Source organism: Endozoicomonas sp. ALE010, assembly GCF_049310165.1.
Taxonomy (GTDB): domain Bacteria; phylum Pseudomonadota; class Gammaproteobacteria; order Pseudomonadales; family Endozoicomonadaceae; genus Endozoicomonas.
In genome coordinates this window covers 52,684-74,252 of the sequence record NZ_JBLYNV010000005.1, presented here as the reverse complement: position 1 = coordinate 74,252, position 21,569 = coordinate 52,684, and the positions used below count along the sequence as shown (strand labels likewise).

The window sequence follows — 21,569 nt, the reverse complement described above, 5'->3', positions numbered from 1 at the left end:
ATAGATTACTCGACACTGTTATTAGCCCCTACTGGAACGTCACCACAGCGCTTGAGCGAAAGCTAGATAGGAAACCCGGTGATCAGGTAACCTTGTTCCAGCTGGTATTTCAGCGCATCTTCCGAACTGCTGCCCTGTAACCAGTCGACATTTGCAAGCTCAATGGTATTGGTCCAGTGGTGGGCGCTGGTACTGGCAAGGTTCAGGTTGGTGCTGCTGCCGTTGGTGTTCAGCGCCATGTAATCATAAGGCTGGGCGCTGGCTTCTGCAGGCAGGAAGCCTGAGATATCGATAACATCTTCTGCACTGTGAAAGTTGAATACCCGGTCATAAGCGGGTGCAGCTTCACTGCCAGCGTCTTCTTTCCGCCAGTAGAGCCTGTCTATTGCATGGCTGGTTCGGCTCAGCTCCAGAATATCGTTGCCAGACCCGCCTCTCAGTTTGCTGCCCTCATTGTTGGCATACAGGTGATCATCTCCGGCACCGGCATTTACAATGCCATCGCCCTTTAATTCAGCGGCTGGTGGTGCATACAGGGTATCTTTTCCCTGGTGACCAAACTGATGGGAGACAATCAGGTGACCCTGTTCAACCAGCGAGCTTAAACGTTCTGCAGTATCCATGGTGTTTCCCCCTGGCAACAGCGTTTCCAGCGGTATGGTATCCAGGGTAATCACCTCGGATAGTGCAGTGATCCGCGCTTTCCCATCCATTTCATCAATGGTGACCTGGTTCGCCAGATCACTACCGGACCACACCTCGTCAAGGTTCAGCAGCTGGCTCAAATCAATAACGTCCACGCCGGGCTCGAAGTCCCGGATAGCGGTTGTGCCTGTATCGCCAGCCTCAAAGAGGAACGTATCACGGCGACCATCGCCTGAGCCTGAGTACGCTCCCCCCCAAACTGTATTGTTTCCTGACCCGGGAAGTATCTGGTTTCCACCGTTACCCCCGGCAATGAGATCATCTCCATTACCAGCGGAGATCTTCGGCGTTGTGCCATCGGAAATGATAATATCGCTGTTTGGGGTGCCGCTGATGTCTTTACTTTTTTCAACCACCACAATGTTCAGGGCAATGACATCACTACTCTGGTTATTCCCATCACCAACATCGGAGATGGCCTCAACATTCAGGGTATAACTTCCGGTTTGATGATCTTTAAGGTACAGGTTTGGCAGCGCACTGCTGACCAGTGCAATACCTGCTGGGCTGGAGGAAGGAGTGCCGGTTGGTGTTCCGGCATGGTTAACCAGCGATGCACTGCCTGGCAGTCCCTGAACAAGGGTGTAGAGCTCCGTGCCGACCAGGTTGCTGACCGTCTCAGCCGGATTGATCACTGAAGCCCGGATAAAAACAGGCGCTGGTGTTTCTACGGTGGTAATGATGCTTTTGCGATCAATCAGCAGTGAGGGCTTATCGGACTTTGGCGCAATGGTAATAGTGCTGCCCATCACGACTTCAGGGCCATAGGCCGTTGTCAGTCCATCGGTTTTATCAACAGACCGGACGGCTAACGACATCTGCAGTGTTCCATGACCATCGCCCGGATTAAATTCCAGCACGGGTAATGTGGCATCCGCTGTTGCGATGGTTGCGGTATAACCGCCTGAGCCATTGGCTGAGAATACGGCTGTCGTTTGGCCAGCAATGGTAAGGCTGGGTTTGATGGCCTCTGGCTCAGGAGGCATCAGCGTGGGGGTGCTGCCCGGTAAAATCGTCAATGTGGCCTGAAGTTCTTCCGGATGGTCATGTTTGTCTGAATGGCTGTCTGTGGTTTTGGCATTCAGACGAAAGACGATGGGAGTGTTTTCATCCCCCGTCATTGCCCCGGGAATGTGATCCAGTGTGATGGGGTCACCCACAGGTTGTACCGTAATCTGAAATGCCTGCTCGTCACTGCAAACCGTACTCAGGCTCTGTTCGTGGCTGTGACTTTTCAGGGTCAGTTGCACGACACCGCTGAAGTCTTTCACCGGCCTCAGGAACAGTGGCTGTACATGGCCGTTGTTATCCATTAAGTGTGCTGGAATCTGCCACTTCCCGCTCCCGTTAAAGGGCAGGGGGTTGCCGAAACTGTCCTTGACCACCTTGCCATCAGGCAGGCCAGAGAGCACAACAGAGATGACTTCAGAGCCATCATTATCGTTCAGGGCAGCAATCAGCCCTTTAATAGGGATATCTGAGTCTTCATGGCCTTCCTGATTGGGTGCAGTAAGGGTGGCACAGTGATTGACCGGTTTGACCATCAGCTCAATCACTCTGCTAAATACTTTGCTGTCGGTATCTCCGGTTCCCGGAGCAGTATCCAGTACTTCTACAGCAATCGGCATGGTGTAGGTTCCCGCCGGCAGTCCCGGTCCGGGAGTGAAGGTGAAGCTTGCTATCCGCTGCTTAAACTGCGTTTCTGTTTCGGATATTTGTCGAGCTACTGAGTTGTCCGGTTGCAGCCCATCACCATGGATAACGATATGGTCCGGTGGTTTAAAGACAACTTTTTCGATGGTTTCCGAACCATCAATATCGGTGGTTCTTAACTGCAGGTGCATGGGTTCGGGGTGATCCGTATCCTTCCACTCATCGGCCTCCGCTGCCGGTTCTGTCCAGGCTTTCAAGTCAGATACCGAATCTTCCGGTGGTTCATCCTGTGAGTTTCCCACCACCGGCAGAACCTTGAATGGGATCTTGAAGTCCGTTTTGCTGGTCTGGTCGGAATCAGTATTTCTCTTCAATATGTGATAGTCGATACTGTCCTCTCCGGAAAAGTCCCTGGGTGGGTGAAATTGAAGGTTTCCGACGTCTTCCGGCCTGGTGATGTACTCGGTGACCTCACCATCGTTATTCCAGCACACCGTTGTGAAACCTTTAAGGCTCCACCCGTGAAGATCCGCCACCGTTATACGGAATGTGGCTTCTTCCTTTGCAGAGGTGTGAGTCTGGTCGAGGTTGATGCAATGGTCTGGAATGGTGACGTAGTAATCCTCTTTACCCGCTACCGGTTCTGAGCAGACAAACAGGTTCTCCGGAGGTATCGGTTGACCCGGGTCTCCGGTATTCCCTTCGACAATGACCTGCACCCGGTCATGGAGCGCTTCCTCTTTGACAATGACCTGCATCCGGGCATAGCGCGCTTCCTCATCCCCAACGTCTTCAACAATGACTTTCGTATGGATAAAGTACGTGCCCTTCTCGGTAAAATGGACCGAGACACCATCAAGTTCACCACTTTGAATCAGCCATTTATCGTTATCAAAGATCAGATCCTGTCCTCCAGAGGTTTGCAGATGCCAGCCTCCTGTCATCTTGTTTCCGGCAGGGTCATAAACCTCGATTTCATATTGAGGTCGCTTGTCGTCTTTTATCCGCTCACTGCCATCTTTATCGGTGGCAACAAGTTGTAATGCCCTCAATGGAACATCATTTCCTGTAAAAGGCCCGGGGTTATCATGAACGACTTTGGTGTTTTCATCAGGGTTGAACGGTGTGGCTGGAGGCTGTTCACCATCAACTTCGCCCTGCCAGTCAATATGCCCACTGACGGTTACCTCTTTTTTCGCCGTTAAACCATTTTGCTGATCCGAGATTTCCACGGTAAAGCTGAAGTCGGTGCTCTGACGGGTGGGAGTTGGGTAATCATGATCAATCGTTCCATCTGAATGGATCGGTACAATGCGGATATCGCCTGCAGCAAGCATCTTTTTCAGTGCATCCAGACCGCCCAGGTGATCAACCAGGGACCCGCACTGGTTGGCCAGCAATGTGCCTTTTACCATCAGTTGGAAACCATCGGGCAAATTGAATCCGGTGATATCGCTAATGGCTTCGCTGCCATCACGGTCGCCCGGGGTGAACCCGGTAAGGGCCAGTGGTGCTCCACCCGAAAGAAATTTACCGGCTCTGTCCAGTTCAACTTCTTTACCCCGGATGGGGGCGATGGCTTGATCCCGGGTATCCACCACCGGGGCAAAGATAGCTCGCAGCTGGTAGTCAAAAATGGCATGGGCTCCGTCCAGTTCTGTCACCAGAACCTTCATGGGTACCAGTGCCTCACCAGCATAGTCCGGGGGTGGTTTCAACCGGTATTTGCCGGAGCTAAGATCAGCTGGCGTTATTTGGAAAAACGGTTTGCCATTAACGATATAAGCGATGGGCGGCTGTCGCCCATGGTTATCTTCCAGACGAAACCGGCTGTCTTCCAGCGTAGCGACTGAGTTCAGGCTTTCGGAGCCATCAACATCCGATGAGTGAAGATCAAACGTCAGTGGAAGTCTTTGGTCTTCTTGGCCACGGCCTGTCAACTCATTGGCTTTATACGGATTCACGGTCCAGGTATCATTCGGGGTCACTTCCGGTGAATCTGGAACCCCTTTGATGCTTATTTGCATAAACCGGTCCGGTGATATGGCTTCTTCTTTGCCAGCCACCGGTGTGAGCCCATCCTGAGTAGACTCACGACTGATGGCGTTTATCTGCAAACGAACATCGTCAAAGTTTGCCGAACTTCGATCTTTTCCCGGTTGATAATAGAGATGGTCAATATCCGGACCAGTGACTTCAAAATGATTCGTTGGGCCGTGTTTTATTTCTGTCCAGGCGCTTCCCTGCTGAATCCACAGACGGCCTGTAGCTTCTCCGGGCTTAACCAATGGTGTGACTGTCAGGAAGAGGCTTTCAGACCCGTCCGTATCCACCAGGGCTGCCTTGATGTGGCTGCCAATGGCAATGCGCTCATCTTCATTTCCCGTTATCTTAACGGTGTCAGGGTCCGCACCCGCAGGCATAACCACCAGTGTGGGAGGGTCTGCCACAGGTTGAACATTGACAGTGATTGTTGCCGGTGATCGTGCGGTTTCAACCGCAAAATAACCTTGTTCGGTTGCGATGGCATCCACCTTTATTTCCAGTCTGCCACTCCAATGTTCATCAGACTGAACAATCAGCTGCCCAAACTGCTCTGTCGTAAGCGTGGTCCCGGCATTAATTTCCCGTCCATGACACAACAGTTTCATGCTACCTGGTAATTGCGTTATCGCGTATGAGAGGGCTTCTGATCCATCCTTATCCATAAGCCCGGCTTTTATGCTGTTGCCAAGGGGAATGTATTGATTCTCTTCGCCGGTGACCACGGGTATCGGTTTGGGCCAGATGGGGGGATCAGCTATGCCTTTAATATGAATAACCAACGGAGTACTCAGGCTTTGAACCGGCCCCGGATTGTTGCTGATGGTGGCATTCAGGTTGAGCGTGACCTGGTGGTTGTGGAGGGTAAAGTCCGACGCATCGGCTGGGGGCAGATAGCCAAGATTGTCAGCGCTCAGGATGACGCTGCCGGAGACCATGCTCCGGCTCATGGCGGCAACGGGGATCTGTACGGTGTCTCCGGTGGCGCTGAGGGGATTGCCATTCCAGGTCAGCATGCCTCCCTGAAGATCGCTGGTGCTGAACGACAGGCTGGTCAGGGTTTCCTCCCGGTCCGGGTCACCAAGATCAATGGAAAAGGAGAGGGTGACAGGGGTGTTCGTGTCTTCAGGGCCTTCGGTAGTGATAACGCTGGTGAACGTTGCAGGCTGGTCAGCAATAGTGATCTGGAAAGGTGCCCTGCTGTGATCACCATCGCCATCCATAATGGAGTTAACCATCTTCAGAGTGAAGTTCTGTCCCGCACTGTGATCAAAATGAGGATTGGCAGGGAGTTGCCATTCGCCATCGCTCCGGACGGTCAGTATGCCTGCATCCGTGGTAATGGCAGTTGTGCCGGTTGGGCTGACTGGATGGACCATATTCTGGTAGCTGATGGCGGTGAGACTGGCATTATCGGCATCGGCATTCAGAGTGTCGTTGTTAAGCAGGTTGCCTTTGAAGGTCTGGCCTTCTGCCCCAATGGGCTGGTTATTTCTCCGGTAATAGTCGCCGTTGGCCACCGGTACGGTATCCATCACGGTATAGAGAAAATTCGTGGGTGTGGTGTTCAGGCTGTTGTCACTGTCACTCATCAATACCGGTATGGTCAGGGTGATCGACTCGTTCTGGCTGAAAGACGACATTGGGTGATCAAGGTTGTCCAGCTGTTCAAATTGCAGGGTGGCAGAGGTCGGTTGTGGATCACTCACGGAAAACCGGAAAACCGGCAGATGGTCATTGTCCCGGCTGATGGTCAGTACTGAGTGGTCCGGACCAGACACGGCAATACCGGACAGTGGATTACCATCGGAGCTTAACCCGGCCACCTCCTGCTCAATGGTGGATCGATCAAACACGGGGACGGGACGGTCGGAACCCGGGGTATAGTTGAGGGTGCCGGTCACGGAAGTATCGTTGCCTTTGTTAATATCCGTGGTCGCCGGTGGCTGGGTGATCTTGCCGGGAGTTGGGTATTCACCGTCCCGCAGTGACAGGGTCAGGACGTCACTGGTTTTAGAACCATCGGCATCTATAGCTTGCAGGGTGTAGCTGACGGGCAGCGACGGGGTATTCAGGCCGGTCGGCGTCAGGTGATCAAGGTGGTGATACCAGGCGATGCCAATGGTGGCGGTTACTGAGGTGCCTGAGGGCACATAAATCACCTTTCCATCAGGCTGTATCGTGGTCAGACTGAAAATTTGATCCTTTTGTTTGCCATCATGAATGGACCAGGCTTCCCAGGTTTCAGGGTAGCGGACTCCTGCCGTGGGTCCGAAGTACCGAATGGGCAGGCCATCTGCTGTCAACCGGTTGCCCAGGTCATCAAGGGCAAAGCCGCTGTTGTCGACGACAGGGGGCAGAAACCAGACTTTGGTTACGGCATCGGTATCGGCACGGATGTCGACGTTGATCCGCTCGCTGGCCGGTGTCCTTTGATACAGGGGCTCGGTCATTTCCAGGTCATTTATCGCCAGCTTCAGTTCAAGATTGCTACTGACATCATTGATCTGAACCGGAATCTGTTTTTCCGTGGTATCACCGTCTGAATCCGTAATGGCCACCGCGATGGATAAGGGCCAGCTGCCCTTATCCTGATCCATGGGATGGTAGAGTTTTACTGTGTAGTGCAGTGAGGCCGACAGTGCGGGGAGTGGGTGATCATCCAGCATCACGGTGAGTACCGGGGATTCCGGCTGGGCAGGCCAGTGCAGGGAAAGGGTTTGCCCCTGAACGCTCCAGTTCAGTGGCTGGTTGCTGGCGAACAGTCCATCCAGTCCGGGCTGGCTGGCTGAAAAGTGCCAGCTCTCTGGCACGATATGGTCGGATTTCGGGGTGGCTTTAATCGTCCCGGTGGCGGTAACCGGCAGGTTTACTTCATCGATGTTGATCTTTGAGGGATTGCTTAATACCGGGAATACACCGTCAACAAAGGTCGCCGTAACCGTACTCTCGGTAACTGCCGGTGTGCCGTCAATATCGTCAAAGGTAAGGGGCAGGGAAAGGATAATCCGCTCGCCATCCACCATGACTGAATTATTGCCGACGGTACCGGCCAGGTGATCCAGTGGACGAGCCAGCTCACCATTAACCCTGACCATTAGATTTTTGTTATTTTTGTTAATAGCCGACAGTGTCAGAGTGAGGATGTCCATGTTTTGGCCATTCTCGATAACACTGCCCCGAAGCTGGTTACCGGCTACTGTGAAGCTGACCGGGGTGCCCAGTGAAGTCAGGATACCGTTCAGGTTGTCAGGATCTGCAGTGAATTTCAGGCTTTGGGGGGCGATGGCATCAGAGCCATCGCCATGCAGGGTGGCAATAGGGCCAGCGTAATACTTGGGATAACGGGGAGACGTGGTCAGGTTGTTTTCGGTAAAGGTCAGGTTGATCTGCTCATTTCCCGTGGCGGCCGGGCCATCTTTAATTCTGACAGAAACAGCCGCATGAGCGGTATCGCCACTGCTGTCGGTGACAGTGTAGGTAAACTCCTGAGGCAGGGGTTGCTGGCCAGGATGATACAGAGAGTCCAGGGCAGTGTAGGTGTAATTGCCATCCGGTTTAACGGTGAGCGTGCCGTACAGGGTTTCAATACGGGTGCCGGATTGAAAATCGAACACCTGCCCGGTTTTTGTTGTGGTGTTTTTATCCAGATAAAACCGGTCAAGGGAGACCCTGGTGATGGTGAGAGTCTCAAGACATTGCACATCATTGTCCAGCAGATTACCGGTCACCGTTTGACCTTCAGTGACCTCGATATGATCATCCCTCAGGGTAACGCCACCATCAATCACCGACAGCGTTACGGTATGGCTGATGGTATTGAGGTCATGATCGCTGGCGGTGAGTACCAGGGGCATTATCGCCGGCTCAGGTTCTGTGACATCCAGGTTGGCCAGCTGTTGTACCACCAGGTTGGCAGACAGGTTGCCGGAGGTGTCGGTGCTGATACTGTCCAGTTGAATGCTGAGTACCGGTTTGCTGGTCAGAGTCGATAGCACCAGGCTCTGGTTTCCCGGACCGGGATGCAGGTTATCAAGATCAAGACTGTCTCCATCACTCGTGGGCAGCCGACTGGCCAGGGCGTTGTTCAGCTGCCTTGAGGTGGCATTAATATCAAACTGCAACTGATCCGGTGGCAGGGGGTCGGAACCTTTCAGGACGGTAATCTGGCCGCTGTCCGAAATGGGGCCGGGCTGGTCACACTCCTGGTCGATGGGCATGGTGCTGACCGTATCGGTCGAAAAACTCAGTGCTGTACCATCCAGTACCGTAAAACTGATGGTGGCACTGTCGCTGTCCCCATCCGTGTCAGTAACGGTAAAGGTAAACGTCTCTGTCAGTGTACTGTCGGTGGTATGAAACTGGTCAGGTGTTGCATTATATTTCCAGGTACCATCGGGATTGACAGACAGGGTGCCGTATTGACCGGGGAATGGGTAAAAATCCGCTATGTCACCGCTGAGGTTATGGCCACTGGTTAACGGAGTGCCATTGATGGCCGTGAGCAGACCACCATCGCTTCCGGCTTGTACAGGGGTAAATAATTTGCCGTTATGCGCACTCCACATTGCTGTAGTGCCTTCCTGCACAAGAACTGGCGTATGATCCACCAGGGTTGGCACATCATCCGTGATGGTGACTCTCAATCCTGCCTTGGAGTAATGGGTTCTTTGATAGGTTGGTGAGTAAAGGCTTTTCTGATAGGGCAGGATAAAGCCGAGTTCGTCATTGCCACCCGGGTGAAAAAAGGGACGGTCAACCTGTAAAGTGGCCAGGCCTGTGCCTGAGTCCGGCAGGGTAAACGTGAGGGCTGTCTGGGTTGATGTCCCATCATGGTAGACGGCAGTCAACGTTTTGTGGCCGGTGATCTGCCAGCTGACCGGAAAGCTGGAGCCGTTGTCAATAATGCTGATATTGTCGGGTAGATCGGTAAGGTAACCGGGCTCGATAGAGAGTACTGTGCCGCTGGCTGAAATGGGATCTATGTCCTTGCTAGCTCCCAGATCAACGCTTTCCTGAATGTTGATGTCCGAAGGGTTACCGAGGGGCATCAGATGATCGGTGGCGATGGTGCAGGTACAGTCTGCAACGGATGCCAGAACCTGGTAATTGCTTCCTCCGGTAATAGGCTCCATAAAAGGGGGATGGCTCCAGTGGTTATCCTCTACCGGAACCTTGCTCGGGACTTCGGCCGTTACCCTGTTTTGAAATAAGCCGGGGCCAAAAAAAACAGTAACCGGCTGTCCATTGTCAATACCTGTGGTCTCACCGGTTATGGGTGTATTAAAGGAATAGATGCCGTAGGTGTCGATATCGTTGATCCAGATACCTGCTTCGGTATCAATGGACAGTAGCAACTCAGCAGTGGCGGTATTACCGGCCATATCGGTAATTTGCGCTGTCACTGTATGGGAACCATCAGACAATGGATGGGTAATTTGTGCAGACCAGGTTTCGTTACTGGCAACCGGAATGCCACTCTTCAGTGGCTGGCCATCAGCGAACAGTGTTATCGTACCGTTGACTTCACCGGTGCCGGTCATCACCGGTGTGTTTTCACTGGTGGGATTGTCGTGCGTATCGGCTGCCTTGCCGTAACAGGAGTCACTCTGAGGAGCTAGCTCAAGGGTGATTTCGGTGACGGTATCCAGCAGAAACGTCGTGCTGTCTCTGGCAATATTACCAGCCAGATCGCTGGTTTCTGCTGTTATGGTAATAGGGCCATTGAATAACCCGCTCCCGGTAAGATCCGGTGCTTCAATTTGCCAGCTGCTGCCATGGCTGTTCACCGTTGTTTTCAGCTGCAATTGATGGCCGACCTTATCCGTCAGGGTCAAGGTAACCGGGCGCAGGGGTTCGACATTCACCACCCGGCCAGCGATGGTCAGCGCCCGGGACTCCCGGTCGTTGACGATATTATCCGGGGTGATTGGTGTATCAATGGTAATCAGTGCCAGGCTATCCATAGTGGTCTGGTCACTGTCGCCCTCATGCAACGTTTCCGTGATCTCCGGCAGATGATCCGGCCCCGTTCCAATGCCTGCATAGGGTGTGATTGTCGGCGTATACAGGGGAATGATGGTGGGAGTCATCAGTCCTTCATCAGCGGTCTTTTCGTTTGCGTCCCTTCTGTTATCGCCAGCCAACGTGATTGATGGCGTGTCTGACAACAGATAATCATTGGCGTTGTTTAGCTCACTGACGGATAAAGCACCGGCTGCTATAGGATGAATCAGGATATCTGCGTTGCCTTCAAGCTCAATCAGCTCGCCAGCAGTCAGCGGTTCTCCTTCTGCCAGCAACTGACGACGTTGGCCTGACAACAGCTTCCAGGCATGGCCGACAACGCTAATGATCCTGCCATCATTACGCAGCAAAACGAGTTTATTCATGGTGTGGCACCATTACCAGGAGCCCAGTCCGGCGGAAGCGTCAGTTTCAGCGACTCAAGCAGTCGGCCGGTAATATGAAGCAGCCGGTAGAAGGCATCGAGCTGTGCAGCCCATGCCCGGTTCCATGCCAGTTCTGCTTCAAGGCTTTCATTCTCTGCGTTCAATACATCCAGTAACGACCGTTCTCCAAAAGCAAATTGTCTCCGGTAGGCAGATACCATATCCTGGCTGTAGGCGACGTGTTTCTGTAATTGCGGAATTTGTCTGTTCAGCTGAGTATGGGCTTCCCATGCGAGACGGGCTTCTTGCTGGGTATCCAGCAATGCCTGGTGGTATATATCTTTCGCTTCATTCCAGCGGCTGAGGGATGCCTTGATACGCCCGGAATCAGCACCACCATTAAACAGGTTGTAGCGGGCATGGAACATCAGGCTGTAATCATCATCACGCCCGATCACGCCATTCGTGTTGTAGTGCCATGACCGGGTTGCCTCAAAGGAGATTTCCGGGTAGAAGCGTCCCTTGCTGGCCATGTACTCACTCTCTGCAGCGTTATTGTCCTGAAGCGCTGATTTGAGTAATGGATAGTTTTTGCCAGCCAGTAGTACTGCCTGCTTCATAGTATCTGGCAGTCGTTCAAAATCAGGCACAGGTTCGTGAAGAGTGCTGGTTGGGACTCCCACCAGCCGGGCAAACTGGCAACGGGCATCCTGCAAATTGTTGTCAGCAGCAATGGTATTGGACTGAGCCCTCGCCAGTCGGCCACTGACAAGACTGAGGTCTGCAGTGCTCTGCACACCGGACTCAGAACGTTTGAAAATGTTGTAGTAGATATCCTGGTGAATCTTCAGGTTTTGCTCGGACATGGCCAATGCCCTTTCCATCATGATCACAGTCAGATAGGTCTGAGTGACTTTGAGTGCCATCTCGGAAGCGGTGGTTATCAGTCGGTACTGTGCAGAGCGTGTGCTGGCTTCAGATCTATTACTGTCGTGTATTGTGGAAAAACCGGCAAAAAGCACCTGGCGAAGCGCAATGGAAGACTCATACCTATGAAGTCGGTCATCACTGTCAGGCCCACCGGCACGGGTTGCCGGGTTGGAGGTCCATTCATAGCCGGAGCCTCCCTGTACATGCAATGTTGGCAGGAATCCTGATTTGGCAATGCTTTGCTCATGAACGCGGGTCTGCACTTTTTGCATGGCCAGATGCAGCTCCGGGCTCGTCATCAGTGCAGTAGAGACGGCTTCTGCCAAACTTTGCCCACTTGCTGACGGGATGTTAGCAGCAACCATCAGCACAGGCAGCCAGAAGCGAAGATGATGAATACCGGCAGGACGCTTCATACTCATAACCGTGTTGAAAATGTTCCGGGGATGATCTTTCCCGTATCGGGGGCAGTGAGGTTCAGGCAAACAAGGTGAGCTACCTAACAACTGACAAGAACCAAGGATAAAAACTCTGAGTAAGAATAGATGATTTTTTTTTGTGCCTGGCTGAGAATGGCGGGGGAGGCATTTCTACCCTAGGCTCTGTTTTGCATAATGCTGAACCTGTCTCTGGATGGAGTTGCAATGGCGCAAAGCCCTTTACTGACCAGCTTGATCTGGATTGCCAGGTTTCATGGGATCAGGGTCATTGCAGAAAGTGTACTGACGGGGTTGCCCGTTCAACCAGATAAGTTTCCAGAAGAATATCTGGAGCGGGCTGCCGTGAATGCAGGGCTTACGTTGTTTACCAGGTCGCTGGTATCCCATGGATCACTGGAAGAAAACTGTCCACCTTCGTGCCTTCCCTGTATTGTCTGGTTGGCACAGTCACCCATCGTTGTGGTGCAGATTACCAAAGAGTATGTTGAGTTCCGTCAACCGAAACTTGGGATGACCGCTGAGCGTCTGCATCCTGACGACTTTCTCCAGAGTATTGATAACCGCATTGTTTTTTTCAGTCGCGCCAGGTTTGAGGATGATCGTGATCCGGACTATCCACCGGACTGGCGAGATCACTGGTTCTGGGGTTCGTTACTGGAATGTCGTCGTATTTATCGGGAAGTGTTGTTAGCGTCTCTGCTGATCAATGTTTTTGCCCTTGCGGTGCCACTGTTTGTTCGTCTGATCTATGACCGGGTGATTCCCGGTATGGCACTGACCACGCTGAATACACTGACCATCGGTGTGGTGGTTGTTATCTCTTTCGAATTGATCTGCCGACAGCTGCGCACCCGGTTTATTGATATAGCTGCGAAAAAATCCGACCTGCTGATGTCCAGTCAGCTGTTTGCCAAAATTATGGGAATCCGAATGTCGCTTATTCCTGCGGCCACAGGCTCATTTGCACGGCAAATTCAGGACTTTGAGGCTATTCGGGAGTTTATCACCTCCACTACGCTAACAGCCATGGTCGACTTACCATTTGCCATCCTGTTTCTGTTGGTTATCGGGCTTATGGGTGGTCAGCTGGTGTGGATTCCCCTGCTGGTTATTGTTGTTATGTCGTTTGTCAGTGCAGCAGTTCAACCCCGGCTCCGTCAGAGTATCGAAGAGAGCGAACGACTTTCGGCACGAAAGCATGGGGATCTTGTGGAAAGTATTAACGGCCTTGAAAGCTTGCGGCTTGCCGGTGCACAGAGTCGTTTTCAGCAACGCTGGGAGCAGGCAACCGGGCATATGGCAACCTGGGGGCTTAAAACCCGGGCAATGACCGGCAATGTTACTGCGCTGGCAACCTGGCTGCAGCAATTGGCAACAGTTGCAATTGTTTATTTCGGCGTGATCTTCATCAGCTCTGGCACAATGAATATGGGCGCATTGATAGCCGTTATGATGCTTTCTGGCAGGGCGATAACGCCTTTTATGCAACTGGCCCTGTTGGGTACACGATATTACCAGGCTCGCAGTGCTTTTATGGTGATAAACCAGTTGATGCGAGCACCTGACGAGCAGAGTACGCAAATGGCCCATCGCCGGGTTAAAAAATTTCATGGGAATCTCAAGTTAAAACAGTTGTCGTTTTCTTACCCTGACAGTGTTATTCCTGCGCTTTCTAATGTATCCGTGTCCATCAACAGTGGTGAGAAAGTGGCTGTAGTAGGGCGCTCTGGCTCGGGCAAATCAACGCTTGCCCGTATTCTGGCGGCACTCTATCAACCCGACCATGGACAGGTATTTCTGGACAGTATTGCCCAGGGGGATATTCATCCGGCAACCCTGAGGGCGAAAATAGGCTTTCTGGCCCAGGATCCCTGGCTATTTCATGGTTCAGTGATGGATAACATCACAATGGGGGCTTCCAGTTTCTCCGGGGAAGATCTGCTGACCACTGCGAGAGACTGTGGTGTAACACTCTTCACCGGCGACTCTTTGGCTGCCCTGGAATACCCCGTGGGCGAAGGTGGACGACAACTCTCTGGTGGTCAACGGCGAGCCGTTGCATTGGCTCGTGCCATGCTGTCCAAACCGGATATCCTGATTCTTGATGAGCCCTCTGCTCATATGGATAGCCTGATGGATGCCCGGGTTCAGAAGACACTCAAGAGCTTACCGAACAATGTAACTCTGATTATCATCACCCATAGAAGCAGCCTGTTGTCTGTTGTTGATCGTGTCATTATGTTGGACGGCGGCAAACTGGTATCTGATCAGCCTGTCTATATCAGAGAACCGCAGGCATGAAAGCAAAATCATGGTCGGAATGGTTGCAGTTAACCGCCAGTAACCGGCAGCAGGCTCAGCTGATGGACATTACCGTTACTTCACGCTGGTTTATCTGGCTGATGGTTTTCTTTGTTGCTTCATTAATTGCCTGGAGTTGGCTGGCTATGATGGATGAGACCGTCACAGGCCATGGGCGAGTTATTCCTTCCAGTCGAGTTCAGGAGGTTCAGAGTCTGGATGGTGGAACCCTGAAATCTGTCCATGTCAGGGAAGGTGAGTTTGTCCATGCCGGGGATTTGCTCTTGCAGATTGATGAAACGCGCTATCAATCTTCCTTTCGGGTGAATGAATCTGAGCTGGAAAGCCTGCAGGGCTCTGTGGCCAGGCTGGAATCAGAATTAGCGGCACTGGCTGGGATGCTAAGTGGTTTATGGTCTGATGAACAACGTGACATCAACTTCCCGGAACACTTTCAAAAACATTTTCCTGAACAGGCACTGCAACAAAAAGCACTGATGAATGAACGAATGGCGGCACTGAACAGTCAGGTTACTATTCTCGACCAGCAAGTGATTCAGAAGCAGCATGAACTGAATGAGCTAAAGGAAAAAGTAAAAACGCTGACCAGAAGCTTGCAGCTTGCCAATGAGGAGTTATTACTGAAGAAACCGCTCACGGATGATGGCGTTATTACCCGCGTAGAGATTATTAACCTTGAGCGAAGGGCAAATGAACTTCAGGGGGATCTGACCAATGCCCGGTTGATGGTTGCTCGTCTTGAGTCTGCATTGGAGGAGGCCATCGGGCGTCGTAATGATCTGGTGATTCGTTACCGGGCAGACTTACAAAAAGAGCTGCAGGATACACGGGATCGTTCCGGCAAACTACTGGAGGGGCAGGCAGGCCTGGAAGATCGGGTTCGCAAGGCGGCGTTGTATGCACCAGTGGATGGGTTAGTCAAAACGGTAAAGGTACATACAGAAGGCAGTGTTATTCAACCAGGAAGCACTGTCGTTGAGATTGTACCGGCAGAAGACCCTCTTATTTTTGAAGCCCGCATTCAACCGGCGGATATTGCCTTCCTGCAGTCAGGGCAAATGGCTCTGATTAAGTTAACGGCTTATGAATTTGCCACATTCGGAAGTTTGAAAGGAACTGTGGATACGATCAGTGTTGACACGCTGGAGGATGAAAAAGGGCTGCCGTATTACCGGGTTCGAATAGTGCTGTCGGGTGATAATAGCTCCTTGCTGTTGATTCCTGGCATGACAGGGGTAACCGATATTGTGACGGGGAACAAAAGTGTGCTTGAGTATTTTATAAGGCCTTTGCTGAGAAGTTTTGGAATATAGAACAGAGATCAGTTCAGTCACTAACAAGAACGTTAGTTTTACTGACTTTTTTATCTTCAGATACAAAAAGGAACTAAACCCGTCTTTGGGACTCAAACTGTAATCAGTTCATGATTCAGGAGATGTAATCGGATGGAACCCTCTAATAATCACCCCGTTGACAGCTACTCTGCTGGCCCACAAACCCTGCCGGAAGATAGTCATGAGACATTGGGCGTCAATATCGTGGGTGGTGCCAGTAATTCTGGTGCAATGGATGATTCCGGAACTCTGCATGACAGGCAGGTTAAGGCTTTACCGCCTGCTGATAAAATTCAGAGTGTTATTACTCCCCCTGATCATGACATTGGCAACTTACGTACAGCGCTGATTAATCAGGCTATCGGTTTTTTATCCATTGTCAGTAAAGATATATCCGGTTTGCCGGCGGTAACGGGCGTATTTGTCAGGGCGTTTCGCCAGCCCATGGTTTCAGAAATGCAGTCTTCAGTAGCTCAGGTGCCAGCTCTCAGGGGTGAAGACTTTCTCAGTAGCTGGCAGATGGATGTCGTGGTAAGCCCCGGGCAATGCAAGGATTTAACCAGGTTAATGGGGCGTTTTTTGCATAAAGAGAAAAAAGAAGACGCTCGTGTTTCTTCTTTTTCTGAAACAGGGGTACTTCAGGAAGAGAAGTTTCATTATCTGTTCAATGGCGAAGAGTTCTTTTCAATCAGGTTATTAACGCTTGACGCCCCCGTAAACCTGAATATTGGAGATCACACCTATCAACCCTCTGAGGGAAAGCCTGTAACACTCAGAATATCCACTGAAGCCTGGGGCGCATGGCTGAATCAACAGTTTGCTGGTTTGGTTAATAATCCCTGTGCGTACAATATTATTGAGACCGAATTCCAATCCCAGGCAATAACCGATGAGGAAGCCTGGTGCCTTTGTCCTGCAATTCAGCAATGGATCTACTCACAACAGCCGGTTTATCTGCATCCAGAGGTTTACTATACCTATTGCACAGCCAATATGGCCCAACCCGTTTATCCGCCATTAGCAATTGCCTGGCAACCCGAATACTGTTCTGGTACTCCCCATGTTCCAACAGTGTCTTTTTCGCAACCATTTGAGATAAACGTACCAGGTGATCTTGAGGCCTCGGCTATAACATCGGTAATGCAGCCCGGTGAGCAGGGAGTAGTTGAAGATCAGCCTGGTGATTCGACACCGTCTTCTCCAGGTGAAACCGTAACACCTGTCGCACTTCGATCAGGTCCTGCACATTTGGTGTTGAACAACGGTAGCAGTCTAATAAAAGATACCGATGCCATTCAGGACCTTGGCTTTTCCCTGATTGCAGACATACTGTCATCCTTTGAATCGGCGGGAACCGGAATTGCACACCAGGGCTCGAAAGTTGAACAGTCTGAAGCAAATAATGAAAGCAACGGTGACAGCAAAAGCAGGGGAAGAAGGCAACGACGGGGAGTTAATGCGCCTGAACGAACAAAAAATGCCCGGAAAAAAGGCAGTGCAAAGGGGCTGCGTGCCAGAGGAAGTGATCGTTATGGATTTGCCGCAGCGATTCAGGCTTTAACCAAAGTCACTAACGTTGTCGCTGACGAACAGAGGGCACGGTTGGAGAAGTTGTCTATACCTGATGGGGTGATTAGCGGGTTAAACAACCTTATCAGTACTGAGAAAAGCGCTGAATTAGTGCGCCACCCTTTCAGGCGCAGTCCTTTCCTTGGCAGAGCCCAATGCTACTACGTCAAACAACCTGAAGAGGGCTTTAACTACAGCTATGAAGGGCTGGCTGGCATTATTGAAAAGATAGTTCATGAATTAGGTGACTCCCTGAAACAGAGTGAGTGTTCTGTGGCGAGCCAAAATGAAGTCAGGGCGATTATTGCGGCATTAATGCTTAAATATCTGGTCTATATGCCCAAAGAAAAAAATCAAATGAGTGCACTTCTGTTCAAATTAACAGACATGATTGAGCATGACAGCAGAATCATTGCACGCTATGAAGCGGGTAGCGGTTCACCGATCCTGAAGTTGTTGCCGCAGACTTGTCTGGTGGTATTGACCTCAGTTGAATTGGAAAAAATAGCCCTTCCGGTAACCCTTCAGCAGCGGTTAGTCAGTACTCTTGCCACCATTATGTCTGCCTCTAATCATCATGGCTGCTACGATATTTCTGCATCAATTATTAGCTCGCTTCACCGACTACCACTTGATTTGCCCCTGCCAGGCTTGAATTGGCAGGAAGTTAATAACCTGGCAATACAGATACAGGAAACCTTTGGTTATTTGCACCAATTGATGGATTTTCCGGGGGCTTTGCGGGTAAACCGTCTCACAGTTGCCCGGGCAGTGATGGATTTGAGGGATGGATTACATGCACTCCAGAAAAAAGGTGAAGATAGCCGGAGCCTATCGTGGTTCTCACCGGCACCCGGGAAGCAAGACCGCATCGCCATGGCTGTTCGTTCCGCTGAGAAAATATTGGGCGACGATGAGCTGGCATTCAAGAAGGCATGTCGTGAGTTAGTCCTTGCTAAACGTAAGGCGCAGGAGGATATACGCAGCAAGCAACTTGAAGCGCGGATGAGAATGCAGCAAAAAGAGAGCCATCCGCCAGAAAAGCCTGGCCGGGACATTGAGCAAGCAGAGGAACAAAATGAGGAGCAAAATGAGAAACAGCGTTATTGTCTGGTGACCGCGCCCATCAGGGAGACGGCAGTCGATGCTATCAAGTTGGAACTCAGTCCATGGGAACAGGCATTGGCCGTTGCCGTATCGCTGTATAAAGATGGCCAGCTTGCTGAGGCTGAAGCCAGCAGGGCGTCTGCACTGAAAGCCTGTAAAGATAAGATTGATCGGGCCTGTGTATGGGCAGACTGTGGCAATGCTTTGCTGGAACCGTATCACGAGTTGCTTGCCCGGGTGGTCACGGTCACAGCAAAAGTCACTCCGGTTAAACATCTACTGGATCTTATTGCACAACATATTCCCGATGACGTGGTGAAAAAATCTGGCGATGCAAAAAACTGGCTGTCAGAAAACGAATATAAAATACCAAAAGAAGCGTCACTTTTATCATTAGCCATGAGCTTGCCATCACAAGATGAGATGAATTCATTACTTAAGGCACTCAGGTCGACTGTGGAGATGTATGAAAAGGCGGTAGAGTTGATGAATGATTGCTCTGTCTTGCAGTTGCGGGATACGGGGGATTTTATCTTGCATATTATGGAGAGTGATCTGAATAGCCTTTTTGATCAGCAGGATGACTTGCTCTCCATCAGAAGGGTGGTTGCCAGGGTCATGACTGCCCGCTCTGAACTTATGAAGAAACTCGGCTTTTATGGTCCTCGCTCCGGGTCCAGTGCCAGCACAGAAGCAGCCATCACTTATCAGAAGAGCGTTTATACTCAGCTGCGTGAGCGCCTGAGCAGGGAAGCAGCACAATTTGATGTTAATGAAGCGGATTTGACGAAATGGGGCAACTTAATGGAACGTATCGGTCAGTTGAGAATAAAGTCTTCTGAAGTGTAAATGCGTTTTAAAGATCTTTTATTGACATATTCGTGTATTCACTACGATGATATAACGTTAGACCTGCAATTTTCTCCCCCGGTTTTATCAACCAACAGTTCCTGATGAACGTTGAGAAAATTCATGCAATCCCTGGTATGGATTGCCACTGGTTTTTGGCTCTCAGCCCTGCGTATGGGTTGGCACGAGCAATAGAACAAGCAGCCTCCGGTACCGGTTGCCACTGTATAGTGATTACAATGTAAGGACTCCTTCATGCCTGTTATTACGCTTCCCGATGGCAGCAAACGTGAGTTTGCTGATGCAGTATCCGTAATGGAAGTCGCCCAGGACATCGGTCCGGGGCTGGCCAAGGCGACCCTCGCCGGCCGCGTCAATGGTGAACTGGTGGATGCCAGCGCCAAAATTGCCGAAGATTCTGATTTATCCATCATTACCACCCGTGATCAAGAGGGTGTGGATGTTATTCGTCACTCTACCGCGCACCTGCTGGCTATGGCCGTGCAGGACCTGTTTCCTGGTGCCCAGGTGACCATTGGGCCAGTGATTGAAAACGGCTTCTACTACGACTTCTCCTACGAGCGCGCTTTCAATATGGATGATTTGTCCAAAATTGAAAAACGCATGGAAGAGCTGGCCAAACAGGATCTCTCTATCGAGCGTGTGGTGATGAGCCGTGAAGAAGCCATCAGCGCCTTTAAAGCCATGGGCGAAGAGTACAAGGTTGAGATTATCAACGACCTGCCCGCCAGCGAAGAGATCTCTGTCTACCGCCAGGGTGAGTGGATGGACCTCTGCCGTGGCCCACACGTGCCTTCCACCGGTAAGTTGAAAGCGTTCAAACTGATGCGGGTGGCCGGTGCCTACTGGCGCGGTGATTCCAATAATGAAATGCTGACCCGCGTCTACGGTACTGCCTGGGAAGACAAGAAAGCCCTGAAGGCCTACCTGCACCGTCTGGAAGAAGCGGAAAAACGCGACCACCGCAAACTGGCCAAGAAGCTGGACCTGTTCCACATGCAGGAAGAAGCACCGGGAATGGTGTTCTGGCACCCTAACGGCTGGGTGATCTACCAGGAACTGGAACAGTACATGCGCAACAAACAGCGCCTGGCCGGTTATGAAGAGATCAAAACCCCCCAGCTGGTGGACCGCAGCCTGTGGGAGAAGTCCGGTCACTGGGATAAATACGCCGATGGCATGTTTACCACCAGCTCTGAAAACAAGGACATGGCCATTAAGCCCATGAACTGTCCCTGCCACGTGCAGGTCTTTAACCAGGGCCTGAAGAGCTACCGTGACCTGCCGCTGCGACTGGCTGAATTTGGTTCCTGCCACCGTAACGAACCTTCCGGTTCCCTGCACGGCCTGATGCGGGTGCGTGGCTTTGTCCAGGACGATGCCCATATTTTTGCCACGGAAGACCAGATTCAGTCAGAAGTCTGTGAGTTCATCGACTTCCTGCACAGTGTTTACGACGACTTCGGTTTTGCCCGTGAAAACCTGATTTACAAGCTGTCTACCCGCCCTGAAAAGCGCGTAGGTTCCGACGAAATCTGGGATAAAGCCGAAAAAGCCCTGGCTGAAGCCCTGGATGCCCAGCAGCTGCCATGGGATGAACTGCCCGGTGAAGGTGCTTTCTACGGACCGAAGATCGAATTTTCCCTGAAAGACTGTATTGGCCGGGTGTGGCAATGTGGCACCATTCAGGTGGATTTCTCCATGCCGGGTCGACTGGGTGCGGAATATGTGGACGAACACGGAGAGCGCAAAACGCCGGTTATGCTGCACCGCGCAACCCTGGGATCCTTCGAGCGCTTTATCGGTATTCTGATCGAGCATTATGAAGGTGCCATGCCGGTTTGGTTGGCTCCCATGCAGGCTGCTATCCTCAATATCACTGATCGTCAGGCCGATTACGCCAGAAAATTGGAAAAAAACCTCTCGGAACAGGGCATCAGGGCAAAAGCGGACTTGAGAAACGAGAAAATCGGCTTTAAAATCCGCGAGCATACTTTAATGAAGGTTCCTTATCTGCTGGTGATCGGTGATAAGGAAATGGAAGACAATACCGTGGCGGTCCGTACCCGCACCGGTGAGGATCTGGGCGTAATGTCCATCGAAGCGTTCCAGGAACGCCTGCAGGCAGATGTCCTCAAGCGTGGTCGCACTGCCTGAGGCTGTGCCGCTTTCCGATGCACTTCGAGAAAACTGTCCCGGGTTGC

6 protein-coding genes are annotated in these 21,569 nt (G+C 51.5%); 4 read left to right on the top strand and 2 right to left on the bottom strand.

Going from position 1 to position 21,569, the window contains the following annotated elements:
- Window positions 1-62: 62 nt before the first annotated feature.
- Together ACO6UY_RS04010 and ACO6UY_RS04005 are read right to left on the bottom strand one after the other, a co-directional pair.
- Window positions 63-10,793: an Ig-like domain-containing protein gene (locus ACO6UY_RS04010; RefSeq protein ID WP_422489132.1), complete on the bottom strand. Its 10,731-nt coding sequence runs from the start codon at window positions 10,791-10,793 to the stop codon at window positions 63-65.
- Window positions 10,790-12,139, bottom strand: coding sequence for a TolC family outer membrane protein (locus ACO6UY_RS04005; protein ID WP_422465746.1), 1,350 nt, complete (start codon window positions 12,137-12,139; stop codon window positions 10,790-10,792). Before ACO6UY_RS04005 ends, ACO6UY_RS04010 begins: the two co-directional genes overlap by 4 nt.
- A gap of 228 nt (window positions 12,140-12,367) precedes the next feature.
- On the opposite strand from ACO6UY_RS04005, the gene ACO6UY_RS04000 reads away from it, so the two are divergent.
- The 4 genes from ACO6UY_RS04000 (at window position 12,368) to thrS (ending at window position 21,522) form a co-directional block, all read left to right on the top strand.
- Complete coding sequence (locus ACO6UY_RS04000; protein ID WP_422489131.1) at window positions 12,368-14,464, top strand: type I secretion system permease/ATPase; 2,097 nt, start codon at window positions 12,368-12,370, stop codon at window positions 14,462-14,464.
- Window positions 14,461-15,798, top strand: coding sequence for an HlyD family type I secretion periplasmic adaptor subunit (locus ACO6UY_RS03995; protein ID WP_422450501.1), 1,338 nt, complete (start codon window positions 14,461-14,463; stop codon window positions 15,796-15,798). Before ACO6UY_RS04000 ends, ACO6UY_RS03995 begins: the two co-directional genes overlap by 4 nt.
- 132 nt (window positions 15,799-15,930) lie before the next feature.
- Window positions 15,931-19,344: a hypothetical protein gene (locus tag ACO6UY_RS03990; RefSeq protein WP_422489129.1), complete on the top strand. Its 3,414-nt coding sequence runs from the start codon at window positions 15,931-15,933 to the stop codon at window positions 19,342-19,344.
- Between the two features lie 255 nt (window positions 19,345-19,599).
- Window positions 19,600-21,522, top strand: coding sequence for a threonine--tRNA ligase (gene thrS / locus ACO6UY_RS03985; RefSeq protein ID WP_422450503.1), 1,923 nt, complete (start codon window positions 19,600-19,602; stop codon window positions 21,520-21,522).
- Window positions 21,523-21,569 lie beyond the last annotated feature (47 nt).